The 21,020-nt window shown below is 75.8% G+C and carries 18 protein-coding genes; 6 read left to right on the top strand and 12 right to left on the bottom strand.

Going from position 1 to position 21,020, the window contains the following annotated elements:
• Positions 1–230 precede the first annotated feature (230 nt).
• Entirely contained in the window at positions 231–1,619 is a 1,389-nt protein-coding gene (locus ACWGKU_RS05825) for an FAD binding domain-containing protein (RefSeq protein ID WP_452177621.1), read from the top strand.
• Here ACWGKU_RS05825 and ACWGKU_RS05830 read toward each other — a convergent pair.
• On the bottom strand, positions 1,601–2,176 hold the full coding sequence (locus tag ACWGKU_RS05830; RefSeq protein ID WP_359897655.1) for a TerD family protein: 576 nt from the start codon (positions 2,174–2,176) through the stop codon (positions 1,601–1,603). The two genes, ACWGKU_RS05825 and ACWGKU_RS05830, sit on opposite strands and share 19 nt — an antisense overlap.
• 338 nt (positions 2,177–2,514) lie before the next feature.
• Between ACWGKU_RS05830 and ACWGKU_RS05835 the strand changes: the two genes are divergently transcribed.
• Both ACWGKU_RS05835 and ACWGKU_RS05840 read left to right on the top strand, forming a co-directional pair.
• Positions 2,515–2,808 carry a hypothetical protein gene (locus ACWGKU_RS05835; RefSeq protein ID WP_380352839.1) on the top strand — a complete coding sequence of 98 codons (294 nt, stop codon included), beginning with the start codon at positions 2,515–2,517 and terminating at the stop codon, positions 2,806–2,808.
• A gap of 138 nt (positions 2,809–2,946) precedes the next feature.
• Positions 2,947–3,357, top strand: a complete 411-nt coding sequence (locus tag ACWGKU_RS05840; RefSeq protein WP_452177620.1) for a hypothetical protein — start codon at positions 2,947–2,949, stop codon at positions 3,355–3,357.
• A 122-nt stretch (positions 3,358–3,479) separates the two neighbouring features.
• Here the strand turns inward: ACWGKU_RS05840 and ACWGKU_RS05845 are convergent, their stop codons facing one another.
• Together ACWGKU_RS05845 and ACWGKU_RS05850 are read right to left on the bottom strand one after the other, a co-directional pair.
• Complete coding sequence (locus ACWGKU_RS05845) at positions 3,480–5,075, bottom strand: glycerol-3-phosphate dehydrogenase/oxidase (protein ID WP_452177619.1); 1,596 nt, start codon at positions 5,073–5,075, stop codon at positions 3,480–3,482.
• Entirely contained in the window at positions 5,072–5,680 is a 609-nt protein-coding gene (locus ACWGKU_RS05850) for a TetR/AcrR family transcriptional regulator (protein ID WP_452177618.1), read from the bottom strand. Before ACWGKU_RS05850 ends, ACWGKU_RS05845 begins: the two co-directional genes overlap by 4 nt.
• A 74-nt stretch (positions 5,681–5,754) precedes the next feature.
• On the opposite strand from ACWGKU_RS05850, the gene ACWGKU_RS05855 reads away from it, so the two are divergent.
• Both ACWGKU_RS05855 and ACWGKU_RS05860 read left to right on the top strand, forming a co-directional pair.
• Positions 5,755–7,323: an FAD-binding oxidoreductase gene (locus ACWGKU_RS05855; RefSeq protein ID WP_401044983.1), complete on the top strand. Its 1,569-nt coding sequence runs from the start codon at positions 5,755–5,757 to the stop codon at positions 7,321–7,323.
• Entirely contained in the window at positions 7,320–8,228 is a 909-nt protein-coding gene (locus ACWGKU_RS05860; RefSeq protein WP_359897648.1) for a diacylglycerol kinase, read from the top strand. The genes ACWGKU_RS05855 and ACWGKU_RS05860 overlap by 4 nt, the downstream gene beginning before the upstream one ends.
• Positions 8,229–8,446: 218 nt before the next feature.
• Here the strand turns inward: ACWGKU_RS05860 and ACWGKU_RS05865 are convergent, their stop codons facing one another.
• Together ACWGKU_RS05865 and ACWGKU_RS05870 are read right to left on the bottom strand one after the other, a co-directional pair.
• The gene (locus tag ACWGKU_RS05865; RefSeq protein WP_401044992.1) at positions 8,447–9,364 is read right to left on the bottom strand and encodes a DUF6891 domain-containing protein; all 918 of its coding nucleotides are present in this window, start codon (positions 9,362–9,364) and stop codon (positions 8,447–8,449) included.
• A 199-nt stretch (positions 9,365–9,563) separates the two neighbouring features.
• Positions 9,564–10,175 carry a hypothetical protein gene (locus tag ACWGKU_RS05870; protein ID WP_452177617.1) on the bottom strand — a complete coding sequence of 204 codons (612 nt, stop codon included), beginning with the start codon at positions 10,173–10,175 and terminating at the stop codon, positions 9,564–9,566.
• Positions 10,176–10,485: 310 nt separating this feature from the next.
• Between ACWGKU_RS05870 and ACWGKU_RS05875 the strand changes: the two genes are divergently transcribed.
• Positions 10,486–11,640 (top strand): Cmx/CmrA family chloramphenicol efflux MFS transporter, encoded by a 1,155-nt coding sequence (locus ACWGKU_RS05875; RefSeq protein WP_452177616.1) that lies wholly within the window; start codon positions 10,486–10,488, stop codon positions 11,638–11,640.
• Between the two features lie 23 nt (positions 11,641–11,663).
• Here ACWGKU_RS05875 and ACWGKU_RS05880 read toward each other — a convergent pair whose 3' ends face one another.
• The 7 genes from ACWGKU_RS05880 to ACWGKU_RS05910 all read right to left on the bottom strand — a co-directional run bounded on the left by ACWGKU_RS05880 (position 11,664) and on the right by ACWGKU_RS05910 (position 20,805).
• Positions 11,664–13,022: a DUF2252 domain-containing protein gene (locus tag ACWGKU_RS05880; protein ID WP_452177615.1), complete on the bottom strand. Its 1,359-nt coding sequence runs from the start codon at positions 13,020–13,022 to the stop codon at positions 11,664–11,666.
• Between the two features lie 110 nt (positions 13,023–13,132).
• Positions 13,133–14,728 (bottom strand): multicopper oxidase family protein, encoded by a 1,596-nt coding sequence (locus ACWGKU_RS05885; protein WP_452177614.1) that lies wholly within the window; start codon positions 14,726–14,728, stop codon positions 13,133–13,135.
• Positions 14,725–15,198, bottom strand: coding sequence for a hypothetical protein (locus tag ACWGKU_RS05890; protein WP_401044974.1), 474 nt, complete (start codon positions 15,196–15,198; stop codon positions 14,725–14,727). Before ACWGKU_RS05890 ends, ACWGKU_RS05885 begins: the two co-directional genes overlap by 4 nt.
• A 208-nt stretch (positions 15,199–15,406) precedes the next feature.
• The gene (locus ACWGKU_RS05895; RefSeq protein ID WP_452177613.1) at positions 15,407–17,932 is read right to left on the bottom strand and encodes an FtsX-like permease family protein; all 2,526 of its coding nucleotides are present in this window, start codon (positions 17,930–17,932) and stop codon (positions 15,407–15,409) included.
• Positions 17,929–18,801 carry an ABC transporter ATP-binding protein gene (locus ACWGKU_RS05900; RefSeq protein WP_401054487.1) on the bottom strand — a complete coding sequence of 291 codons (873 nt, stop codon included), beginning with the start codon at positions 18,799–18,801 and terminating at the stop codon, positions 17,929–17,931. Before ACWGKU_RS05900 ends, ACWGKU_RS05895 begins: the two co-directional genes overlap by 4 nt.
• 113 nt (positions 18,802–18,914) lie before the next feature.
• Positions 18,915–19,709, bottom strand: coding sequence for an aminotransferase class IV (locus tag ACWGKU_RS05905; RefSeq protein WP_452177612.1), 795 nt, complete (start codon positions 19,707–19,709; stop codon positions 18,915–18,917).
• Positions 19,702–20,805: a GNAT family N-acetyltransferase gene (locus tag ACWGKU_RS05910; RefSeq protein ID WP_452177611.1), complete on the bottom strand. Its 1,104-nt coding sequence runs from the start codon at positions 20,803–20,805 to the stop codon at positions 19,702–19,704. Before ACWGKU_RS05910 ends, ACWGKU_RS05905 begins: the two co-directional genes overlap by 8 nt.
• Between the last annotated feature and the right edge of the window lie 215 nt (positions 20,806–21,020).

A 21,020-nucleotide genomic window follows, 5' to 3' on the forward strand; every position in this document is an offset into this window, starting at 1 on the left:
GCCGGACGGACCTCCGGACACCCCTCCGGACGACCCCCGGAGGCGCCCGACCGGACGCCCCGGGACCCCACCGGACGACCCTCCGGACGGCCCTCCGGATGGCTCGAACACGCCGCCGGAACCCGGTCGGCGGCGTATCGTCGTGTCCCGGACATCGCGGGGGCGACGCGGGGCGTCCCGGACATCGCCGGGGCGTCGCGGGACGACACGAGCTCGGGAGAGGAGCGGCCGTGCGGGGTGGCTCGGTGGCCGTGGTCGGGGGCAGCATCGCCGGAAGCGCGTTCGCCGGCGCCGCCGCCCGGCTCGGCGCGGAACGCGTGGTGGTGCTGGAACGCAGCCCCGGCCGGCTGGAGGACCGCGGCGTGGGGCTGTGCACCCACAACGACCGCTTCGACGAACTGGTCCGGACCGGGCACCTCGACGCGGACACCCGCCGCCACCGCCTCACCGTCCGCCGCTGGGTCACCCGGGGCGCGGCCGGCGAGGGCGACGGACCGGACGGCTGCGGTCGGCTGCTCTGGGCCCAGCCCTTCCCCTTCCACTCCCACCACTGGGGCGTGCTCTGGCAGGCGCTGCGCGAACGGACGCCCCGGCAGGTCGAGTTCCGGCTGGGCACCACCGTGACGGCCGTCGGCAACGGACCCGAGGGAGCCTGGGCCGAAGCCGGTGGCGGCCGCGAGACGTACGACCTGGTGATCGGCGCCGACGGCTACCGCTCGGTGGTCCGCGCCGCCGTCTGCCCCCGGGCCGAACCCGAGTACGCCGGGTACGTGTGCTGGCGCGGCAGCTACGACGCCGCCCTGCTCGCCGAGCTGCCCGGAGGTGCGGCGCCCTGGCCCGAGGAGCAGTGCATCACCGCCTGCTACCCCGGCGGCCAGGTGGTGATCTACCGCATCCCCGGGGTCGAACCCGGCCGCACCCAGGTGAACTGGGTCTTCTACGCCCCCACACCCGCCTGGCTGCGGCTGGACGGCCCGACCAGCATCCCGGCGGGCAGCCTCCTCGACGGACAGCTGGACGAACTGCGGCAGCTCGCCGAGCGGTACCTGCCGCCGTACTGGGCCGGCCTGGTCACCCTGACCCCGCGCGAACGGACCTTCCTGCAGCCGATCTACGACCTGGCGGCCCCGCACCGCACGGCCGGCCGGCTGCTCATCGGCGGGGACGCCGCCACCGTGGTGCGCCCGCACAACACCAGCGGCGCGGTCAAGGCGATGCAGGACGCCCACGCCTTCGAACTGGCGGGGCGGGAGGCCGGCTCCTGGTCGGCCCTGCTGGCCACCTACGACCGCGAACGGACGGAGTCCGGGCGGGAGTTGGTGGAGCTGGGCCGCACCCTCGGCCGGGCCCAGGTCACCGGGGCGCCGGACTGGTCGGGGATGGACGAGCCGGGCATGGCCGCCTGGTGGCAGCACCAGTTCACCGGCGGCGGGGGTTTCGGCGGCCACGCGCTCGACCGTACCGGCCGAGCGCTCGCGGCGACCGCCGAAACCACGTCAACCCGCGCGGGGCGGACGGACGTCGACGACGTCGACGGTGGTGACGTCCACCATGGTGGCGCGGACGGCACCGGTGACGCCGCCGGCGGCGACGACAACGGTCAGACGTTCACGCCGTAGTCGGTCGCGATGCCGCGCAGGCCGGAGGCGTAGCCCTGGCCGATGGCACGGAACTTCCACTCCACGCCGTTGCGGTACAGCTCGCCGAAGACCATCGCGGTCTCGGTCGAGGCGTCCTCGGTCAGGTCGTAGCGCGCGATCTCCAGGCCGTTGGCCTGGTTGACGATCCGGATGAACGCGTTGCGCACCTGGCCGAAGTTCTGCAGCCGGGCGTCGGCGTCGTAGATCGACACCGGGAAGACCACCTTGGCCACGTCGACCGGGACGCGGTCCAGGTCGACCTTGATCTGCTCGTCGTCCCCGTCCCCGCCGCCGGTCAGGTTGTCGCCGCTGTGCTCGACCGAACCATCGGGGCTGCGGAGGTTGTTGAAGAAGACGAAGTGCTGGTCCGAGACCACCTTGCCCAGCGCGTTGCACAGCAGCGCGCTGGCGTCCAGGTCGTAGTCGGCCCCGGTGGTGGTGCGCACGTCCCAGCCGAGACCGACGATCACGGCGCTCAGACCGGGCGCCTCCTTGCTGAGCGAGACGTTGCCGCCCTTGGCCAGCGAAACTCCCACAATGCCCTCCTCGGATCTCTCCCTGTGGACGAATCTACAACACTGTAGAGATCACGAGAATCCGTCTGGAGGCGGGCCCGCCCCGGGATTTTCTCCGGGTCGCGCACGGGAACCGCGCGCGGGAGCCGCCGCAGGGCAGGTCACGGCGTCATTGCACGGCGTCACTGCACGCCGTAAAGACACGCCGTCACTGCACGGCGTCGATCTCGATCCGCAGCGCGCTGTGCTCCGCATGCCGAGCACCCTGACGACCTCCCGCCCTAGACTGGCAGTGGATTTCCCCTCGTCGGCTCTTCCCCCGTTTCCCCTCGTCGCAGGCCCGGTCGCCGGAGGTCCCGATGCGCCAGCGGTACAGCTTCCACCTCGACCGGGGCGGGCACTCGGTGACCGTCAACGTCCGGTCCGGCTGGATCACCGAGACCGAGTTGCTGGTCGACGGCAAGGAGTGCGCCTTCCACCGCGTCCACGGGCACGGTGTCTACCCGCTGACCCTCGCCGCCCAGGTCGCCGAGGAGCCGCCGAAGCCGCTCGCGGTCCGGCTCGACCGCACCGGCCGGGCCGAGCACCCGCTCGCCTGCGTCCTGGAGCTGTCCGGCGCCGAGCACCCGATGCCCGAGCGCACGGCGCGCTGAAACACCCCGTTCGGGTGGTTTGCCCCTGAATATCGGAAAACCGTACGATCCAGGGTCGGCCCGGACGAGCCGCCTCCACGAGCCGGACGCCCACGAGCCGCGCCCCACGACCCCCACACAGACGACGAAGGCCTGCGCATGACCACCCCCGCGACCCCCGACGCCTTCGATGAGCTGCTGCGCGAGGTGATGGCCGACGCCGAGCGCTTCGGCCACCGCCAGCACGTCCGGCTCACCTGGCTCGCCGTACGCCGCCACGGCGCCACCGCCGCCCTCGACCTGATCGGCGAAGGCATCCTGCGCACCGCCACCAAGGCCGGCGCGCCGCAGAAGTTCCACGTCACCATGACCCGGGCCTGGGTCGAGCTGGTGGCCCTCCACGCGGACGACGACGCGACGGGCTTCGAGCAGTTCGCCGCCCTGCACCCGGACCTGCTCGACAAGGACCTGCTCGCCCGCCACTACCGTCCGGGGACGCTCGCGACCGAGCAGGCCCGGACCACCTGGGTGGAGCCGGACCTCGCCCCCTTCCCCCGAGCCGCGGCCTGACACTCCCCCGGACCTCGGCACGACACGCCGGTCGGACGGCCGCCGAGCGAATCACCCGGCGCGCCGAGCGCCCCCTGCTCCGCCCGACGCACCGACCGCCGATACGCCGAGCACCCGACGCGTCAGCCCCCCTGAACCTCCGCGAGGCACTCCGCCACGATCTCCTCGACCGCCTTCCGGGCCCGGTCCGCGTCCTGCGCGACCAGCCCGATCCTGGTGCGGCGGTCGAGCACGTCGGCCGCGTCCAGCGCGCCCTCGTGGCTGACGGCGTGGGCGATCTCGGCGCGGGTCACGTCCAGACCCTCCGCGATCGGCGTCAACTCCCCCGCCGCCAGCACCTCGTGGGCCGCGCCGCCGTGGCGGGCGAGCAGCGAGGCGGGCACCTGGCCGACGGCCCCCGCGCCGGCCGGCAGCGGGCGGCTGTCCCCGTGACCGGGGGCGCCGATCAGTGGCAGCCGGGCCGTCCAGCAGGCGCGGGCGGGCAGGCCGCGCAGACGGACGGCGGTGTCCACCGCGTCCTCGGCCATCCTGCGGTAGGTGGTGAGCTTGCCGCCGACCACGGTGATCACCCCGGACGGGCTCTCCAGTACCGCGTGCTCGCGGGAGATGTCGGCGGTGCTGCCGTCCCCGGTGTCGATCAGCGGACGCAGACCGGCGTACGCGCCGCGCACGTCCGCGCCGGTCAGGGCGGTGGCGAGGGCGGCGTTGACGGTGTCCAGGAGGAACGAGCGCTCGGCCTCGGTGGGCTGCGGCTCGTCCGGGATCGGACCCGGGGCGTCCTCGTCGGTCAGGCCGATCGCGACCCGGCCGAGCTGCTGCGGCAGGGCGAAGACGAACCGGCTGGTGGAGCCGGGCACCGGCACGGTGAGGGCCGCGGTCGGGTGGCCGAGCGCCTCCGCGTCCACCAGCAGGTGGGTGCCCCGGCTGGGCCGGAGCTTGATCGAGGTGTCCACCTCGCCCGCCCAGACGCCGGTGGCGTTGACCACCGCGCCGGCCCGGACGGCCAGCTCCTGCCCGGTCAGGGTGTCGACCAGCCGGGCCGAGGCACCGTCGACCTGCTCGGCGCGCACCCTGGTCAGCACGGTCGCCCCGTACTGCGCGGCGGTCCGGGCCAGCGCGACCACCAGCCGGGCGTCGTCCACGAGTTGGCCGTCGTGGGCGACCAGCGAGCCGCGCAGCCCGTCCGTCCGCACACCCGGCACCAGCCGGCGGGTCCGGTCGGCGTCGATCCGGCGCACCCGGGGCAGCAGCGCGCCCGGGGTGCCGGCCGTCAGGCGCAGCGCGTCCCCGGCGTGGAAGCCCGTGCGGATCAGCGCGGCCTGGCCCGGGCGCAGCAGGTCGGGGAGCAGCGGCACCAGTTGGGGCAGCGCCCGGATCAGGTGCGGGGCGGTGCGGGTCATCAGCACGCCGCGCTCGACGGCGCTCTCCCGGGCCACCTTGATCTGCCCGGAGGCGAGGTAGCGCAGGCCGCCGTGCACCAGCTTGGAGCTCCAGCGGCTCGTTCCGAAGGCGAGGTCGCGGGCCTCGACGAGCACCGTGCGCAGGCCGCGCGAGGCCGCGTCCAGGGCCACTCCGGCGCCGGTGACGCCGCCTCCGACGACCAGGAGGTCGATCCGGGGGTCGTCGCCGAGCGCTTGGAGTTCCAGCGTGCGGCGGGCGGCGTCGAGCCGGCCGGTGCCCGCGTACGGGCCCGCGTGCGGGCCTGCGGTGGGGGTCATGGCGCGAGGTATCCGTTCAGTGCTCTGGCCAGTTCGCGCCGCCAGGCCGCCTCGGGCAGCAGGGAGGCGACCATGCGGTGCGACTGGACGGTGGACTGGGCGATCAGCAGGACCATGGCGGCCAGTTCGAGCGGCTCGCCGGCCCGGATCGAGCCGTGCGCCTGGCCGTGTTCGATGCCGGCGCGCAGCGCCTCCAGCAGGCCGCGCTGGCTGGCGCCGAGCCGCTCGACGACGTACTGGAGCAGCAGGTCGGAGTCGTCGGAGTGCAGCAGCGCGCCGAGCACCGGGTGGTCGCGCAGCCGGACGGCGATCTCCACGACCCGCTCGACGAGGGTCTCCCGGTCGTGGACGTCCAGCCCGGCGCCCTCCAGGGTGGTCAGGATCTCCCGGGTGAGCAGCGCGCCGATCACCGCCCGGACGTCCGGCCAGCGGCGGTAGACGGTCGGGCGGCTGACCCCGGCGCGGCGGGCGATCTCGGACAACTGGGTCCGGCGCACGCCGAGATGGACGATCAGGTCGGCGGCGGCGTCCAGGATCGCGTCGTCGGTGCTGCGCTCCCCGGGGGTCGGGGGCGGCGTCTGAGGCTCAGCGTTACTACTTGACATGATGTGTGAAACTGTAACGCATGGCACCTGAGACGCAAGCGGGACCGGCCGGCGCCGCACTTCCGCTCCCCCCGATGAAGTGGGACGCCTGGGGCGACCCGGCCCTCGCCAAGGAACTGTCCGCCGACATCAAGGGACTGCTCGCCGCCGCCCTCGGCGTCACCGGCGACGCCGCCCCCGGGCCCGGCGCCGACGAGGTCGTCCTGCGCCCGTCCCGGATCTCCGCCGAGGACCTCAAGGCGCTCGCCGCCGCCGTCGGCGAGGCCCACGTCAGCGCCGCCGACGCCGACCGGCTGCCGCGCGCCGGCGGCAAGTCCACCCCCGACCTGCTGCGCCGCCGCAGCCGCGAGGCACAGGACGCCCCCGACGCCGTCGTGCTGCCCGGCAGCGAGCAGGAGGTCGCCGCCGTCCTCGCGGTGTGCGCCGAACGACGCATCGCCGTCGTCCCGTTCGGCGGCGGCACCAGCGTGGTCGGCGGCCTCGACCCCGAGCGCGGAGCCTTCGACGCCGTCGTCTCCCTCGACCTGCGCCGCTTCGACCAGCTGCTCGACCTCGACGAGACCTCCGGCGAAGCCGTCCTCGGCGCCGGCCTCACCGGCCCGGCCGCGGAGGCACTGCTCGCCGAACGCGGCTGGGAACTCGGCCACTACCCGCAGAGCTTCCGCTACGCGACCATCGGCGGCTTCGCGGCCACCCGCTCCTCCGGCCAGGACTCCGCCGGGTACGGACGCTTCGACGAGATGGTGCGCGGACTGCGCGTCGTCACCCCCGCCGGGATCCTCGACCTCGGCCGCGCCCCCGCCTCCGCCGCCGGCCCCGACCTGCGCCAGCTCTTCCTCGGCTCCGAAGGCACCCTCGGCGTGATCACCGCCGTCCGGCTGCGCGTCCACCCGCTGCCCGCCGTCAAGGCGTACGAGGCGTGGAGCTTCCCCGACTTCGCCACCGGCACCGCCGCGCTGCGCGCCGTCGAGCAGCAGGGCACCGGCCCGACCGTGATCCGGCTCTCCGACGAGGCCGAGACCATGATCAACCTGGCCATGACCGAGCAGATCGGCGGTGCCCCGGCGGTCACCGGCTGCCTGGCCGTCACCGTCTTCGAGGGCACCGCCGCCCAGGTCGCCGCCCGCCTGCAGCTCACCCGCGACACCCTGCTCGCCACCGGCGGCACCTCGCTCGGCGAGGTCCCCGCCCGGGCCTGGGAGCATGGCCGGTTCAACGCCCCCTACCTGCGCGACTCGCTGCTCAGCGCGGGCGCGCTGTGCGAGACCCTGGAGACCGCGACGAGCTGGAGCCGCCTGCCGGCCCTGCGCACCGCCGTCACCGAGGCGCTCACCGGCGCCCTGCCCGGCTCCCTCGTGCTCTGCCACGTCTCACACGTCTACCCGACCGGTGCCTCGCTCTACTTCACCGTCGTCGCCGCCCTCGGCGAGGAGCCGCTCACCCGCTGGGGCGCCGCCAAGCGCGCCGCCGGGGACGCCATCCTCGGCGCCGGCGGCACCATCAGCCACCACCACGCCGTCGGCGCCGACCACCGGCCCTGGATGACCGAGGAGATCGGCGACCTCGGCGTGCGCATCCTGCGCGCCGTCAAGGCCGAACTCGACCCGGCGGGCATCCTCAACCCGGGCAAGTTGATCCCGTGAACGAGGTGAGAACCGTCCGCAGGGTCGCCGTTCTCACCAACCCGGCGGCGGGCGCCGGCCATGCCGAACCCGCCGCCCACCGGGCCACCGCCCGGCTGCGGGCCCTCGGCGTCCAGGTCGAACCGCACGCCGGGCGCTCCCCCGAGGACGCCGTCCGCCTCGCCCGCGAGGCGGTGGCCGGCGGGGTGGACGCGGTGGCCGTCGTCGGCGGCGACGGCATGATCAACCTCGCCCTCCAGGCCCTGGCCGGCACCCCCGTCCCGCTCGGCGTGATACCCGCCGGCACCGGCAACGACCACGCCCGCGAGTACGGCCTGCCGCTCGGTGCCCCCGAAGCCGCCGCCGACGTCATCGCCGCCGGACGCACCCGCGGCATCGACCTCGGCCGGATCACCGGCCCGGACGGCGCCGTCCGCTGGTACGGCTCCGTCCTCGCCACCGGCTTCGACTCCCTGGTCAGCGACCGCGCCAACCGGCTGCGCTGGCCGCGCGGCCGGATGCGCTACAACCTCGCCATCCTCGCCGAGTTCGCCAACCTGCGCCCGCTGCCGTTCCGCATCACCCTCGCCGACGGCACCGTCATCGAGCGCGACCTCACCCTGGCCGCCGTCGGCAACACCCGCAGCTACGGCGGCGGCATGCTGATGTGCCCCGCCGCCCTCCCCGACGACGGGCTGCTCGACCTCACCCTCGTCGACGCCATGCCCCGGCTGCGCATCGCCCGCTTCTTCCCGACCCTCTTCAAGGGCACCCACGTCACCTACCCAGAGGTCACCACGCTGCGCACCGAGTCCCTGCGGATCGAGTCCCCCGGCATCACCGCCTACGCCGACGGGGAGTTCATCGCCCCGCTCCCGGTGGACGTCGCGGTCGCCAAGGACGCCCTGCGGGTGCTGGTGCCGTGAGAGGCTGATGCCGCGGTCCGGTCCCACGGGCCGGACCGCGGCATCAGTCACCGGTCACCGGCGGGAGGGCGGTCGTCGAGTACGCGGCCGTCGCCACCCTGTGGCTCCCCCTCATCCCCGTCGGCGCCGTCCTCCTCGGCGCCGGCCTCGGCCTCACCAACTACTGGCGCTGGACCCGCCGGCGCACCTGACCACCCGCCGGCTGCCGCCCCCCGGTCTCACGCGCCCAGGCGGCGGCGCCACAGCAGCGGGCGTATCTCGATCGCGTGGGACGGGTCGCCGTTCCAGACCGTCGGCAGGCCGGCCTCCGCCAGGGCGGCGACCACCTCCTTCCCGACCGCGACGGTGGTCGCCCGGGAACCGTCGAAGCCGCCGTACAGCAGGGACAGGCCGTGGCCGGCGGCGGCGGACTCGGTGCACTGGGCGTGGAAGTAGACGAAGCCGCGCGCTTCGGGGGCGCCGGCCTCGGCGATCTCGGCGTCGGCGCAGGAGCGGCAGCAGCCGAAGTCCTCCCGGGCCGTGAGGCCGCCCGCCTCCAGGGCGGCGAAGGCCCTGGTCAGGCGCTCCGGATCCGTCTCGCCGATCCAGCCGCTCTGCTCGCCGACCCGCTCCAGCCAGAGCCGGTCGGCGAGTTGCTCGGCCTGCGGGCGCGAGAGCGGGCGGCGGTCGCGCGCGACCAGGTGCTCCTCGGCCTGTTCGGCGAGCCCGGCACGGTCGGTGTAGCCGCAGGCCAGCGTCAGCCGCAACCGCTCCTCCAACTCCCTCCGCTCGCCCGCCTCCAGGTCTATCGGCGGCACCGGCTCCGGCGCCGGGCCCAGGTCGAGCGGCCGCCAGTCCAGGCCCTCGTCCCAGCCCGCCGCACCGCGCGCCCAGCCCGTCATCGCCTCGACCACCGGCTCGGGCCCGTCCAGCCGCACCTCGAAGTGCCGCTCGGCGGAACCGTCCCGGTGCTCCAGCGTGTACTCCTCGCCGTCGGCGTGCCACACCTGCACGTACACGTCCGGCAGGTCCGGTATCCGCTCCACGACGAGGAAGCGGTCGTCCGGCGCACCGATGCGCCGGACCATCCCCGCCAGTTCGTCCGCGGACACCCTCAGGTGTCGCGTCTCGTTCGTCTGCACCGCGATCGCCAGCATGACGTCACCCTTGCACACGCCACTGACAATCCCCGCGGACGATCCCGCAGTTCAGACCCGGTGCGCCCGCACCCGGCCGGCCACGAAGGCCACGGCCGCCGCCACGGCCGCCGTCTCCAGCAGCACGCGGCAGGGACTGCCACGGGCACAGCACCCGCAGCACCGGCTCCTCGGCGGCGAACGCCCCCGTCGTCCGGGCTCAGGCCCTCTGGACGAGGGACTTCAGCTCGCCGACGCTCTCGGTGAGGGTCGGTTCGCCGGTGGCGGGGTCGACGGTGAAGACGCGGTAGCCGGCGTCGGTGGTGATGCGGACGTGGCCGGCGTCGGACCACTGCGCCGAGACGAACTCGCCGTGCCCCGGGAACGCCTGTTGGACGGTGAGGACGTGCCAGCGGCGGGCCGAGAGGCCGGTGCCGGTCTCCAGCGCGATGTGGAAGGTGTTGCTCTCCTGCTCCGAGTAGCCGCGGTCGACCACGGTCAGGACGTGGTCCGTCCGGCCCGGGGAGCTCGTGCGGGTGTCCGAGCGGACCGGCTCCTGGAACGAGCCGAGGACGGACGCGCCCACCGCGGACAGCAGCCCGAGGACCCCGACCGCCGTCACCACCCCGCCGACCGTGTCCCGACGGCCGCGGACCAGGCGCGCGGCCAGGAGCAGGACGGCGGCCGCGCCGACCAGCAGCACCGGCCGGTTCAGGGCGTCGGCCACCACGGCCCGTCCGCCACTGCGGGACTCCAACCGCCCCACCACACCCACGGCCAGCGGCAACAGGGCCGTCGCGGCCAGGACCCCGCCGATTCTCACACGATTCATCGAACCCCCTTGCGGGGCACCTTGGACGGCGTGACGATCCCGGCGCAGGCGGACGACCGCGGACCGGGCCCGTCCACCTGGAAAACCGGGTGCTTCGACGGCGGAGGGTCGGGTAGCGTGCCGGGCATGTCGAGCCCTGAGGCATCCAGGGTGGGGGCTTTCGGTCACGCGCCGTCAGCCCCCTGAAACCCGGAAGCACTGAACCACCGAGGTCCGAGCGAGCGCCACGTCCGCGCCGCCCGGGGGTTGAGCGTGCGGTGACGAGACGTCCGTCCTTCTCGTTCCCATCGCCCCGCTTCGGAGCCTCTCGATGCCCTTTCCGCTCTACCTGCTCGCCCTGGCCGTGTTCGCCATGGGCACTTCGGAGTTCATGCTCGCCGGGCTGCTGCCCGGCCTCGCCGCCGACCTCGGCGTCCCCGTCGGGACGGCCGGCGGGCTCACCTCGGCCTTCGCGGTCGGGATGGCGGTCGGTGCGCCGCTCATGGCCGTTCTCGTCCGCGACCGGCCGGGGCGCGGCAGCCTGCTCGGGTTCGTACTGACGTTCGCGGCGGCGCACGCCGTCGGGGCGCTCACCGCGAGCTTCCCGGTGCTGTTGGCCACCCGGGTGGTCGCCGCGCTCGCCAATGCCGGGTTCCTGGCCGTGGCGCTGACCACCGCTGCCGCGCTGGTCCCGGCGGACCGCAAGGGGCAGGCGCTCGCCGTGCTGCTCTCGGGGACGACGGTCGCGACGGTGGCCGGTGTCCCGGGCGGGGCGGTGCTGGGCGCGGCGTTCGGGTGGCGTGCCGCGTTCTGGGCCGTCACGCTGCTCTGCCTGCCGGCCGCCGTCGGCATCGCCAAAGGCCTGTCACCCCAAGCCGGTTCGGCCGACCGCACCCTCTCCGCCGCCCCGGCGCTGCGCGCGGAGCTCGCCGAGCTGCGTAGCCCCCGGCTGCTCCGCGCGATGCTCCTCGCCGCGCTGGTGAACGCGGCGACCTTCGGCGGGTTCACCTTCCTCGCCCCCGTGGTGACCGGACCCGCCGGGTTGGGCGAGCTGTGGGTGCCGGTCGCGCTGGTCCTGTTCGGCGCCGGCTCGTTCGCCGGGGTCACCGTCGCGGGGCGGCTCGCGGACCGGCGTCCCGGTCCGGTCCTCGCGGTCGGCGGCCCGCTGCTGCTGGCGGGCTGGCCGGCGCTCGCCGTTCTGGCCGGGGCACCGGGCGCGCTGCTGCCGCTGGTGTTCCTGCTGGGCGCGCTGTCCTTCGCGGTCGGCGGCACGCTGATCACCCGGGTGCTGTACGAGGCGGCCGGGGCCCCCTCCCTGGCCGGCGCCTGTGCGACCGCAGCCCTCAACCTCGGCGCCACCGCCGGCCCGCTGCTGGCCGCCGCCTCCCTCGGCACGGCGGCCGGCCGGCTCGGCCCGTTCTACGCGGGCGGCCTGCTGGTCGCCGCCGCGCTGCTGGTGGCGGCGGTGCGACCGCGGCTCGGCTGAGCCGGGCCGCCCCCGGCCTCGGTTCACACCCCCGGGGTCGCCGCCACCCGCCCGGCGGCGATCGCCGCGACCAGCTCGCCGTGGTCGGCCACCGTCCGGTCCGCGTAGCGCAGCGCGAAGTCGGCGACGGCCTCGGCGAAGGTGTCCGCGCTGCCGAGGTAGCCGGCGATGGCGAGGCGGTCGCCGGTGCGGGCGTGGGCGCGGGCGAGGGTGCGGCCGCAGAGCTCGGCGTAGGCGCGCAGGCCGGAGGGGGTGAGGTCGGCGATCTCCGTCGAGCCCTTCATGTCGCGCAGTTGGCGGCCGTAGTAGTGGCGCCCGGCGGGGCCGGTGGTCCAGCCGAGGAAGATGTCGCTGGCGGCCTGCATCAGGTGCTGCCCGGTGACCACCCGGCGGCCGCCGTGGTGGACGGCGACCTCGGCGTCCACCCGCAGCGGCGGCAGGTGGTCCTCCAGCACCGACCGGCCGGCCTCCTTGAGCTGGAGGAACAGCGGGTCGCGGCCGTCCCGGCCTTCCAGCAGCAGGATGTAGCACCGGGTGCCGACGCTGCCCACGCCGACCACCTTGGTCGCCGCGTCGACGAAGCGGAAGCGGTCCAGCAGCACCCGGCGGGACTCCGGGAGGGTCGACCGGTAGTCGCTGAACACCTGGCCGACGGCGCGCAGTTCGGTCCGTTTCAGTGGTTCGATCAGCGGCGGTGCGCTGATGATCCGGCGCCGCCCGTCCCGTTCCTCGGTGAGTTTGCCGAAGGCCTGCAGGCTGGTGCGGCTGCGGGCGTGGGCGAGGCCGGACTCCAGTTGCTTGCGCTGTCCCGGCTTGCCCAGCAGTGCCGGGAGGTCGGCGGTGTCCACCCGGGCGTACCAGACGTCGAGTTCGCCCTTCCCGGCCAGTCGCCGCATGGCGTCCGCGTACCCCTGGACGGCGGTGAGCGCGGCCCGGCGCGCCCGCTGCTCGTCCTGGCCGTTGTCGCGGGCGGCGACGGCGACGCTGGCGGCGAGCCGTTTGACGTCCCATTCGAAGGGGCCGGGGTGGGTCTCGTCGAAGTCGTTGACGTCGAAGAGCAGTGCGCGTTCCGGTGAGGCGTACAGGCCGAAGTTCAACAGGTGGGCGTCGCCGCAGAGCTGGACGGTGAGGCCGGTCTCGGGGAGGGCGCCGAGGTCGGCCGCCAGGACGGCGGCGGCGCCGCGCAGGTAGGCGAAGGGGCTCGCCGCCATCCGGCCGCGGCGGATCGGCAGCAGCCGGGTGATCCGGTCCTCGCACTGCCGTTCCAGCACGTCGAGCGGGTCGGGCCGGTCGGCGGCGGGGATCCACCGGCCGTGGGCGGAGCGGGAGATCCGCTCCCGGGCGGCCCGGCCGCGGCGGCGGCGTTCGGCGGGGGTGGTCATGGCGGCGGCTCCGTCCGTCGGCGGGTCCTCTTCCCGCGACGCTAGGGCAGGAGTGCCGGAGGGCGCAGCGCACACCCCCCCGGCACTGCGCCGTCCGGGTGGCCCGCTCCTCAGCGCACCGTGAAGTCCGCCATCATCGCCATGTCCTCGTGCTCCAGGTTGTGGCAGTGCAGCATGTACGCCCCCGCGTAGTCGGTGAAGCGCACGAGCACCTCCACCGCCTCGGCCGGACGCAGGTCCACGGTGTCCTTCCACCCCGCGTCGTACGGGCCCGGGTCCGCGCCGTTGCGGCCGATCACCTGGAAGTGGTCCAGGTGGACGTGCACCGGGTGGTGCAGGTCGGTGGAGAAGCGCCAGAGCTCGACCGCGCCGAGGGCGGGCGTGGCGATGCTCCGGCCGGGGGTGTACGGGCGGCCGTTGATGGTCCAGCCGTCGCCGCTGCTGCGCCGGAAGGTGAAGTCGCGGGTGGTGACGGCCGCGGAGGCGTCCAGGGCCTCGACGGTGGCGAGCCGGTCGGGCACCGTCGCGTCGTCGGCAGGCTGCTTCGCGGTGACGTCGAAGCGCATCACCTCGGCCGTCCGGCCGCTTCCGAAGCGGTTGACCAGCCGGACCCGGGTGCCGGGCGCGTAGCGGGAGAAGTCGACCACGACGTCGAAGCGTTCGGCGGGGGCGATCTCGATGCCGTCGTGCCGGACCGGGGCGGCGAGCAGGCCGCCGTCGGAGCCGATCTGGACCAGGGCGCCGCCGCCCTCGGGCTGCGGGTCGAGTTCGAGCCGGTAGAGCCGGGCGTTGGAGGCGTTGAGCAGCCGCAGCCGGTAGTGCGCCCGGTCGACGTCCAGCCGGGGCCAGGGCGCGCCGTTGACCAGGATGACGTCGCCGAGCACGCCGTTGGCGTAGGCGTCGGTGACGCCCGGCTCGGCGAGCTCGGGGTCGACGGCGGGGTAGCGGAAGGAGCCGTCGGCGGCGAAGGCGCGGTCGGCGATCATCAGCGGCAGGTCCCGGTCGCCGCGCGGCAGCGGCAGCGCGGTCTCCTCGTCGTCGTGCACGAGGTGGAAGCCGGCCAGTCCGCGCCAGACGCCGGGGCCGGTGAAGCCCATCCGGTGGTCGTGGTACCAGAGGGTGGCGGCACGCTGCTTGCCGGGATAGGTGTACGTGCGCTCGCCGACGGCGGTGCGGGCCGCCGGGTGGTCCGTCCCGGCCATCCCCGCCATGCCGGGCATGCCCGCCATTCCGGCCGTACCGGACGTGGCGTCCGCCGAGGACCCGACCGGCAGCAGCAGGTCGACCGGGTAGCCGTCGCTGTCCGCCGGGGTGTGTCCGCCGTGCAGGTGGGTCACCGAGGGCACCGGCAGCTCGTTGCGGTGCTTGACCACCGCCGCCCGCCCGGCGCGGGTGACCACGGTCGGCCCGGGGAAGCCGCCCCCGTACGTCCAGGCCTCGGTCCGTACCCCGGGCAGGATCTCCAGCCTGGCGACCTGCTGGGTGATCTCGTAGTAGTCGCTCGTCGCGTCGCTGCGCACCGGCTGCAGCACGGGCGGCACCGGCAGCGCGGCCCGGAAGGCCTCCGGCAGGTCGAGTTCGCTGCTCAGCAGTTGCCCGGGGCGGCCCTCGGCGAGCAGCCGGGCGGCGGAGGGGACGGCGACGGCGGCCAGGGCGCCCGCGCCGAGGACGGAGGCGCCGACGCCCAGGAACCGGCGCCGGTTCACCGGGACACCTCCACCGGTCCGCCGGGGCGCGGCAGCCGTCCGGTGCCGTCGGGACCGCCGACGGCCGGGGCGTGCCTGGCGGGCAGCGGCAGCCGCCAGGCGCCGACCAGGCCGAACAGCACGCCGCTGACCAGCAGGACGCCGAGCGTGACGTGCACACCGAGCGCCCGGGCGTAGCCGGCCGTGATCTGGCCGACGACGGCGACGGTGAGCAGGAGGGTGGTCCACAGCGGCCAGAGCGGGCCCCGGCCGGGCCACCGGACGGCGACGGCCACCGCGAGCTGGATCACCACCACGGTGGCCAGCATCATCGCGTTGCCCTCGTGGTCCTTCAGGGAGTCGTAGGTGCCGTTCAGGAAGCTGCCGGCCAGCATGACCTGGAGCAGTGACAGCAGGGCCAGCAGGGTGGTGGAGGCGCGCAGCAGGATCAGCGGCCAGCGGGGCGCGGGGGCCGCGGGAGGACTGCTCATGTCGGGCTACTCTCTGCGTCGACGGTCTGGCGGGGCGGGCGCGAGCGTAGCCGATACGACATCACGATCAGCCCTTGTCAAGGTCATTGGACGGTCATGCGGTTCCCATGAACCCCCCGCTCGGGCCGTCGTTCTCACCCGAAGGAAGGGGATGCCCTTGAGTCGTCCTCAAGTACACCCCCTTCCCCCACGGCCCGCCCCGGCCCCGTTACTGGCGCACCGCGCCCAGCGCCGCCGGCCGGGTCCGCAGCAGCGCCCGGACCGGCATCCCGGTCGCCGCGAGGCAGAGCAGCACGGCTCCGGCGGCCAGCGGCAGGGCGAGCATCGGCGGCACGTACGGGGCGGAGCCCGCCACGCCCCGGGCGACCGGCACCAGGGTGATCCCGGCGATGGCCGCGCCGACCGCCAGCCCGGTCGAGGCCACCAGCAGCGCCTCCCAGCGCATCATGCCGCGCACCTGGCGCCGGGTGGTGCCGGCCAGGCGCAGCAGCGCGACCTCGCGGCGCCGGTCCAGCACCGTCATCACCAGGGTGTTGGCGGCGCTGACGGCGGCGAACCCGCCGAGCACGACGGCCATCACGGTGTTGGCCCAGCCACTGAGCTCCAGGTCCTTGTCGGACTGGGCGACGAACCCGGCCCGGTCGGTCACCGCGGCCCCGGCCAGCGCGCCCAGCCCGGCGGCCACCGCCGCGGGGTCGGCACCCGGCGCGTCGGCGACCAGCACCTGGCTGTCGTACCCGGCGGTGACGTGCGCGGCCACCGCGGCCCGGGGCAGCAGCGCCTGGCCGACGCCGAGCCCGCGGTCGTACACCGCGACCACGGCGGGCCGGACGGCGGTGCCGTCGCCGAGCCGGAGCGGGACCCGGTCGCCGACCCCGGCGCCGAGCGCGTCGGCCAGGGTGGCGCTCAGCGCGATGGTGTCGGGGGCGCGGCCGAGGTCGGCGAGCGTACCGCTGCGCACGCCCAGGTCGAGCACCTTCGGCAGCCGCGCCGGGTCCCCGTCGACGCCGAGCACGGGGGCGGAGCCCAGCTGGCCGCCGGTCTCGTAGACGACGCCGGTGCGCAGCACGCCGACGGCGGTGTCCACGCCGGGCACCCGGGCCGCCCGCTCGGCCGTCCCGGCGGGCAGGCCGGGGCCGGTGGCGCCGACCACGTGGTCGGCGGTGACGCCGGCCCGGACGTTCTCGCCGGCGGTGTGGCGCACGGTGCTCTGCAGGATCAGCAGGGTGCCGCAGAAGGCGGTGACCAGGACGATCGGGGTGATCGCGGAGGCCAGCCGGCGGGCGTTGGCGCGGGTGTTGTCGGCGGCCAGCGAGCCGGGGGCGCCGCCGGCCCGCAGCGGGGCGCCGAGGATCACGGCGGCGGCCCGGGCCAGCCAGGGGCCGAGCAGGGCGACGGCCATCATCAGGCACATCACCACGCCGAGCGCGGTCTGGGCGGCCTGGGCGCCGTCCAGGGAGTTGGCGACGGCGGCGGCCGCGGCGCCGCCGGCGGCGAAGACCAGCCCGAGGACGGTGCGCACCCGGCCCGGGCGGGGCGGTTCGACGGAGGCCTCGCCGAGCGCATGGGCGGCCCGCATCCGGGACGGCCTGCGGGAGGCCAGGAAGCCCGCGGTCAGCGCGGCGAGGGTGCAGGCGAGGACGGCGACGAGCATCGGCAGCGGGCCGACGTCCAGGCGGACGTCCGCGGGGACGGCGCCGCGCTCGACCAGCTGGCCGAACCACCAGCGGGCGAGGGCGAGTCCGGGCAGGATGCCGAGCGCCGCGGCGAGCGGCGCGACCAGCATCGCCTCGGCGGCGATGGTGCGGCGGATCTGGCGCGGGGTGGCGCCGACGGCGCGCAGCAGGGCGAACTCGCGGGCGCGCTGGCCGGTGGCGAGGGCGACGGTGCTCATCACCACGAAGACCGCGGTCATGGTGGCGTAGCCGCCGAAGGTGCCGCCGAGAGCCATCAGCAGACTGCGGGCGCCGCCGAGGGCGGGGTGCTCGACGGCGCCCCGGTCGTCGCCGGTGAAGGTCCTGGCGTCGCCGCCGACGGCCTGGCGGACCTGTGCGGCGAGCGCGGCGGTGCTCACGCCCGCGCGGGACTGGACGGCGACGGCGTCGATCCGGCCGGGGTGGCCGGAGAGGCGGTCGGCGGTGGCGTCGGCGAACCAGGCGGTGGGCCCGGCCTGCTGGGCGGCGGCCAGGCCGGAGACCCGGTAGTCCGCGGTGCCGCCGGGCGCGGTGAGCGTGAGGCGCGCGCCGGGGGCGAGGTGGGCGGCGCGCGCCGTGTCGGCGTCCAGCACCACCTCGTTCGCGCCGGGCGCGCGGCCCTCGACCAGGGTGTCGCCCGGCCCGGCGATGCCGAGCGCGGCGAAGCCCCGGCCGGTCAGGGCCGGCGCCGGGCCGGTGGCGGGCAACGGGAAGGCGGTGTCCGGGCGGGCGGCCGCGACCCCGGGCAGCGCGGCCAGCCGGCCGACCATCGCGGCGTCCGTCCGGGCCCGCTCCGGGGTGGCCTGCTCCGAGGTCTCGGTGCCCTCGCCGACCTTCTTCTGGATCTTCACCGCCTGCTCGGCCGCGACCACCACCGGGGTGTTCGCGTACCGGGCGGGCTTCAGGCTCGCGGTCAGACCGGTCTGCAGCAGCACGCCGCAGGCCACCACCACGACGGCGCCCAGCAGCAGGGCGACCAGGGTGCCCGCGAAGGACGCGGGCCGAAAGCGCACCGAGGAGCGCGCGAGTCCGTTGGTCATGCCGCCGCTCCCACCGGGCGGGCGGTCAGCGCGACCATCCGGTCCGCGACGGTCTGCGGGCTCGGGTGCGGCAGGTCGTCCACGATGTCGCCGCCGGCCAGGAACAGCACCCGGTCGGCGAAGGAGGCGGCCACCGGGTCGTGGGTCACCATCACCACGGTCGCGCCGAGCGAGTCCACGGCCTGGCGCAGCAGGGCGAGCACCTCGTGCGCGGTCCGGGTGTCCAGGGCGCCGGTCGGCTCGTCGGCGAACACCACGTCCGGGCGGGTGATCAGCGCGCGGGCGATCGCCACCCGCTGCTGCTGGCCGCCGGAGAGCTGGCCGGGCCGGCGCCGGGCGTGCTCGCCGAGACCCACCCGGCCCAGCAGCTCCCGCGCCCGGGCGCGGTCCTGGCGCTCCCCGGCGAGCCGCTGCGGGAGCAGCACGTTCTGCTCGACGGTCAGCGAGGGCAGCAGGTTGAAGGACTGGAAGACGAAGCCGATCCGGCTGCGGCGCAGCTTGGTGAGCCGGTTCTCGCTCAGCGCGGTGATGTCCTCGCCGCCGAGCCGGACCTGCCCGGAGTCCGGACGGTCCAGGCCCGCCGCGCACTGGAGGAAGGTGGACTTGCCGGAGCCGGACGGGCCCATCACCGCGGTGAAGCTGCCGTGGGCCAGCGCCAGGTCGATCCCGCGCAGCGCCTGCACCGTCGCCTCGCCCCGCCCGTAGGTGCGGCTCACCCCGCGCAGCTCGATCGCGGGGGCCGCCTGCGGGGCGGTGCCGTAGGGGGTGCCGTACACGGGGGCGGCGTGGGCGGCGGGGGCGTACCCATCGGTGCCGTACTGGTCCGTCCCGAACTCGTCGGTCCTGCGGCGGTCTTGGCGGCGTGCCATGGGTGGGCCTTCCTTCGGTTCCGCGTCGTAGCGTCGCTCGTCGTCAACGTGCTCCAACCTAGGGAGGACGGACTCCGCGAACCATGCAGGCCACCGGCGGACCGGAGGTGGGGTTATCCCCCCACCGGTTCGGCGGGAACCCCCAGGTAGACGGCGCGCAGCTCGGCGAGCACCGGGTGGGCGGGGTCGAAGGCGGTGCCGTCCACGGCCGCCAGCGGACACACCCCGACACCCGCGTTCACCGCGAAGGCGGCGGTGAAGCGGTCCAGCCCGCCGGCGGCCAGCGGCTCGCGGGACTGCGGACCCCGGTAGGCGCCGGACAGCAGGGCCTCGGTCACGCCCGGCAGGCTCGGCCCCTGCGGCCAGACCAGCTTCTCCTCGGCCAGGAAACCCACGTTCCAGGTCGCGCCCTCGACCACCAGGCCGTCCTCGTCGACCAGCAACACGTCGTCGAAGCCCGCCAGTTGGGCCAGGCGGCGGTGGTGCACCAAACCGAACAGGCCGACGTGCTTCACCTCCGGCAGCTCCCGCCGGTACGCCGCGGTGCGGACCCGCAGCGGGGCGGGCGCGGCCGCCGTGGCCGGGCGGGTGGTCACCAGCAGGGCGGGTGCGGCCGGGGCCGCGGGGCGCTCCAGGCCGAGCTCCGGGTCGTACACGGTGACCCGGACGGTCACCGGCGCGCCGTCGGCGGGCAGCACCGCGCCGATCCGCTCCCGCACCGCCGCCCGGTCCAGCTCGGCGCCGAACAGCACCCGGCAGTCCCGGACCAGCCGGTCCAGGTGCAGCGCCAGACCGCGCACCCGGCCCTCCTCCGCCCGCAGGGTGGTGAAGTGCCCGTAGTTGAGCAGCCCCAGCGCGGCCAGCCGCGCCGGGTCGGCAGGGGCGCCGTCGATCTCGATCTCAGCCATCCCCCGAGTCTGCCAGCTGCGGGAATGCCGACGGAGCCTGCTCCGGCAGCCCCGACCGAGGCGGCCCCGACCGAGGCGACTCGGAGCGCGGCGGCCCGGAGCGCGACGGCCCGGAGCGCGACGGCCCGGAGCGCGACGGCCCGGAGCGCGGCGGCCCGGAGCGCGACGGTCCGGACTGCGGCGGCTCGGACTGCGGCGGCGACGCCGGGCGGTACGGGCTCACCATCGGCCGGCCCGCCTTCCGGGCCGCCCGCTCGAACTCCTCGATCCGGTACGCCAGGCCCTCCGGCTCCCCCGCGTCCGACCAGCGCCACGCCTCCGCCCACCACTGCGGGCCGCGCACCAGCGGGCGGCCGGCCAGCGCCAGGCACAGGGCCAGCGTGGAGCGGGCGTACTCGTGCACCCAGCCGTCGCAGCCCCGGTAGTCCGCCGTCTCGTCCAGCCGCAGCCAGCGGCCCTCCTGCCCGGCGGCCAGTATCGGCACCCAGCCGCGCAGCCGGTCGGCGACCAGCAGGAGCAGCCGGCCGTCCTCCTCCCGCACCCGGTGCACGGGGAGCTGGGGCATCCGGGCGAAGGACAGCGCATGCTTCCAGCCCACCACCCACAGCCCCCGGCGCAGGTAGTAGCGGACCGCCGGCTGCCAGGTCCAGTGCGCCTCCAGCCGGAACCCCGGCAGGCCCTCGGCGGTGGCCGCCGCGTACACCTCGTCCAGAGCGGCGGCGGCCAGGCCCCGGCCGCGCGCGGCCGGCGTCACGTAGAGGGAGGAGACGGCGAGCTGGCTCGGGCCCTTGGTCCAGTTGTCCACCGCGACGGTGCCCGCCACCGCGCCCGCGTCGTCCCGGATCCAGTAGCGCCGCCGGTACAGCTCCCCGCCCGGCCAGTCCCGCCCGCTCTCCCCCAGCCGCTCCCGCCACCCGCGCTCCGCCGACGGCGCCAGCCCGTCCGGGTCCACCAGCTCGCCCAGCTCGCCCTCCACCAGGGACGCCAAGTCCCAGAGGGCGAACCGCCGTTCCTCCCCCGGACCGGCCGCCCGCAGCCGCGGCCCCGCCGCCAGCCGGTCCTGTGCCCGCTCCACCGCCGCATCCCACGACCTCACCACAGGGCGAGGATAGCGGTGGGCCGGGGACGATCAGTAATCCACCGGCCACCGAACGTCAGCGCGAGGAGCGGGCCCGTCCCCGCCGCGCCCCGAGGCCCCTCCCCGGCCCTCCGCGGCCCTCCCCGGCCCTCCCCGGCCACCGCCACCGCCACCGGCACCGGCACCGGCACCGGCACCGGCACCGGCACCGGCCGTCCTGGCGGAGGTGGGGG

This window comes from Kitasatospora sp. NPDC054768, assembly GCF_053612025.1.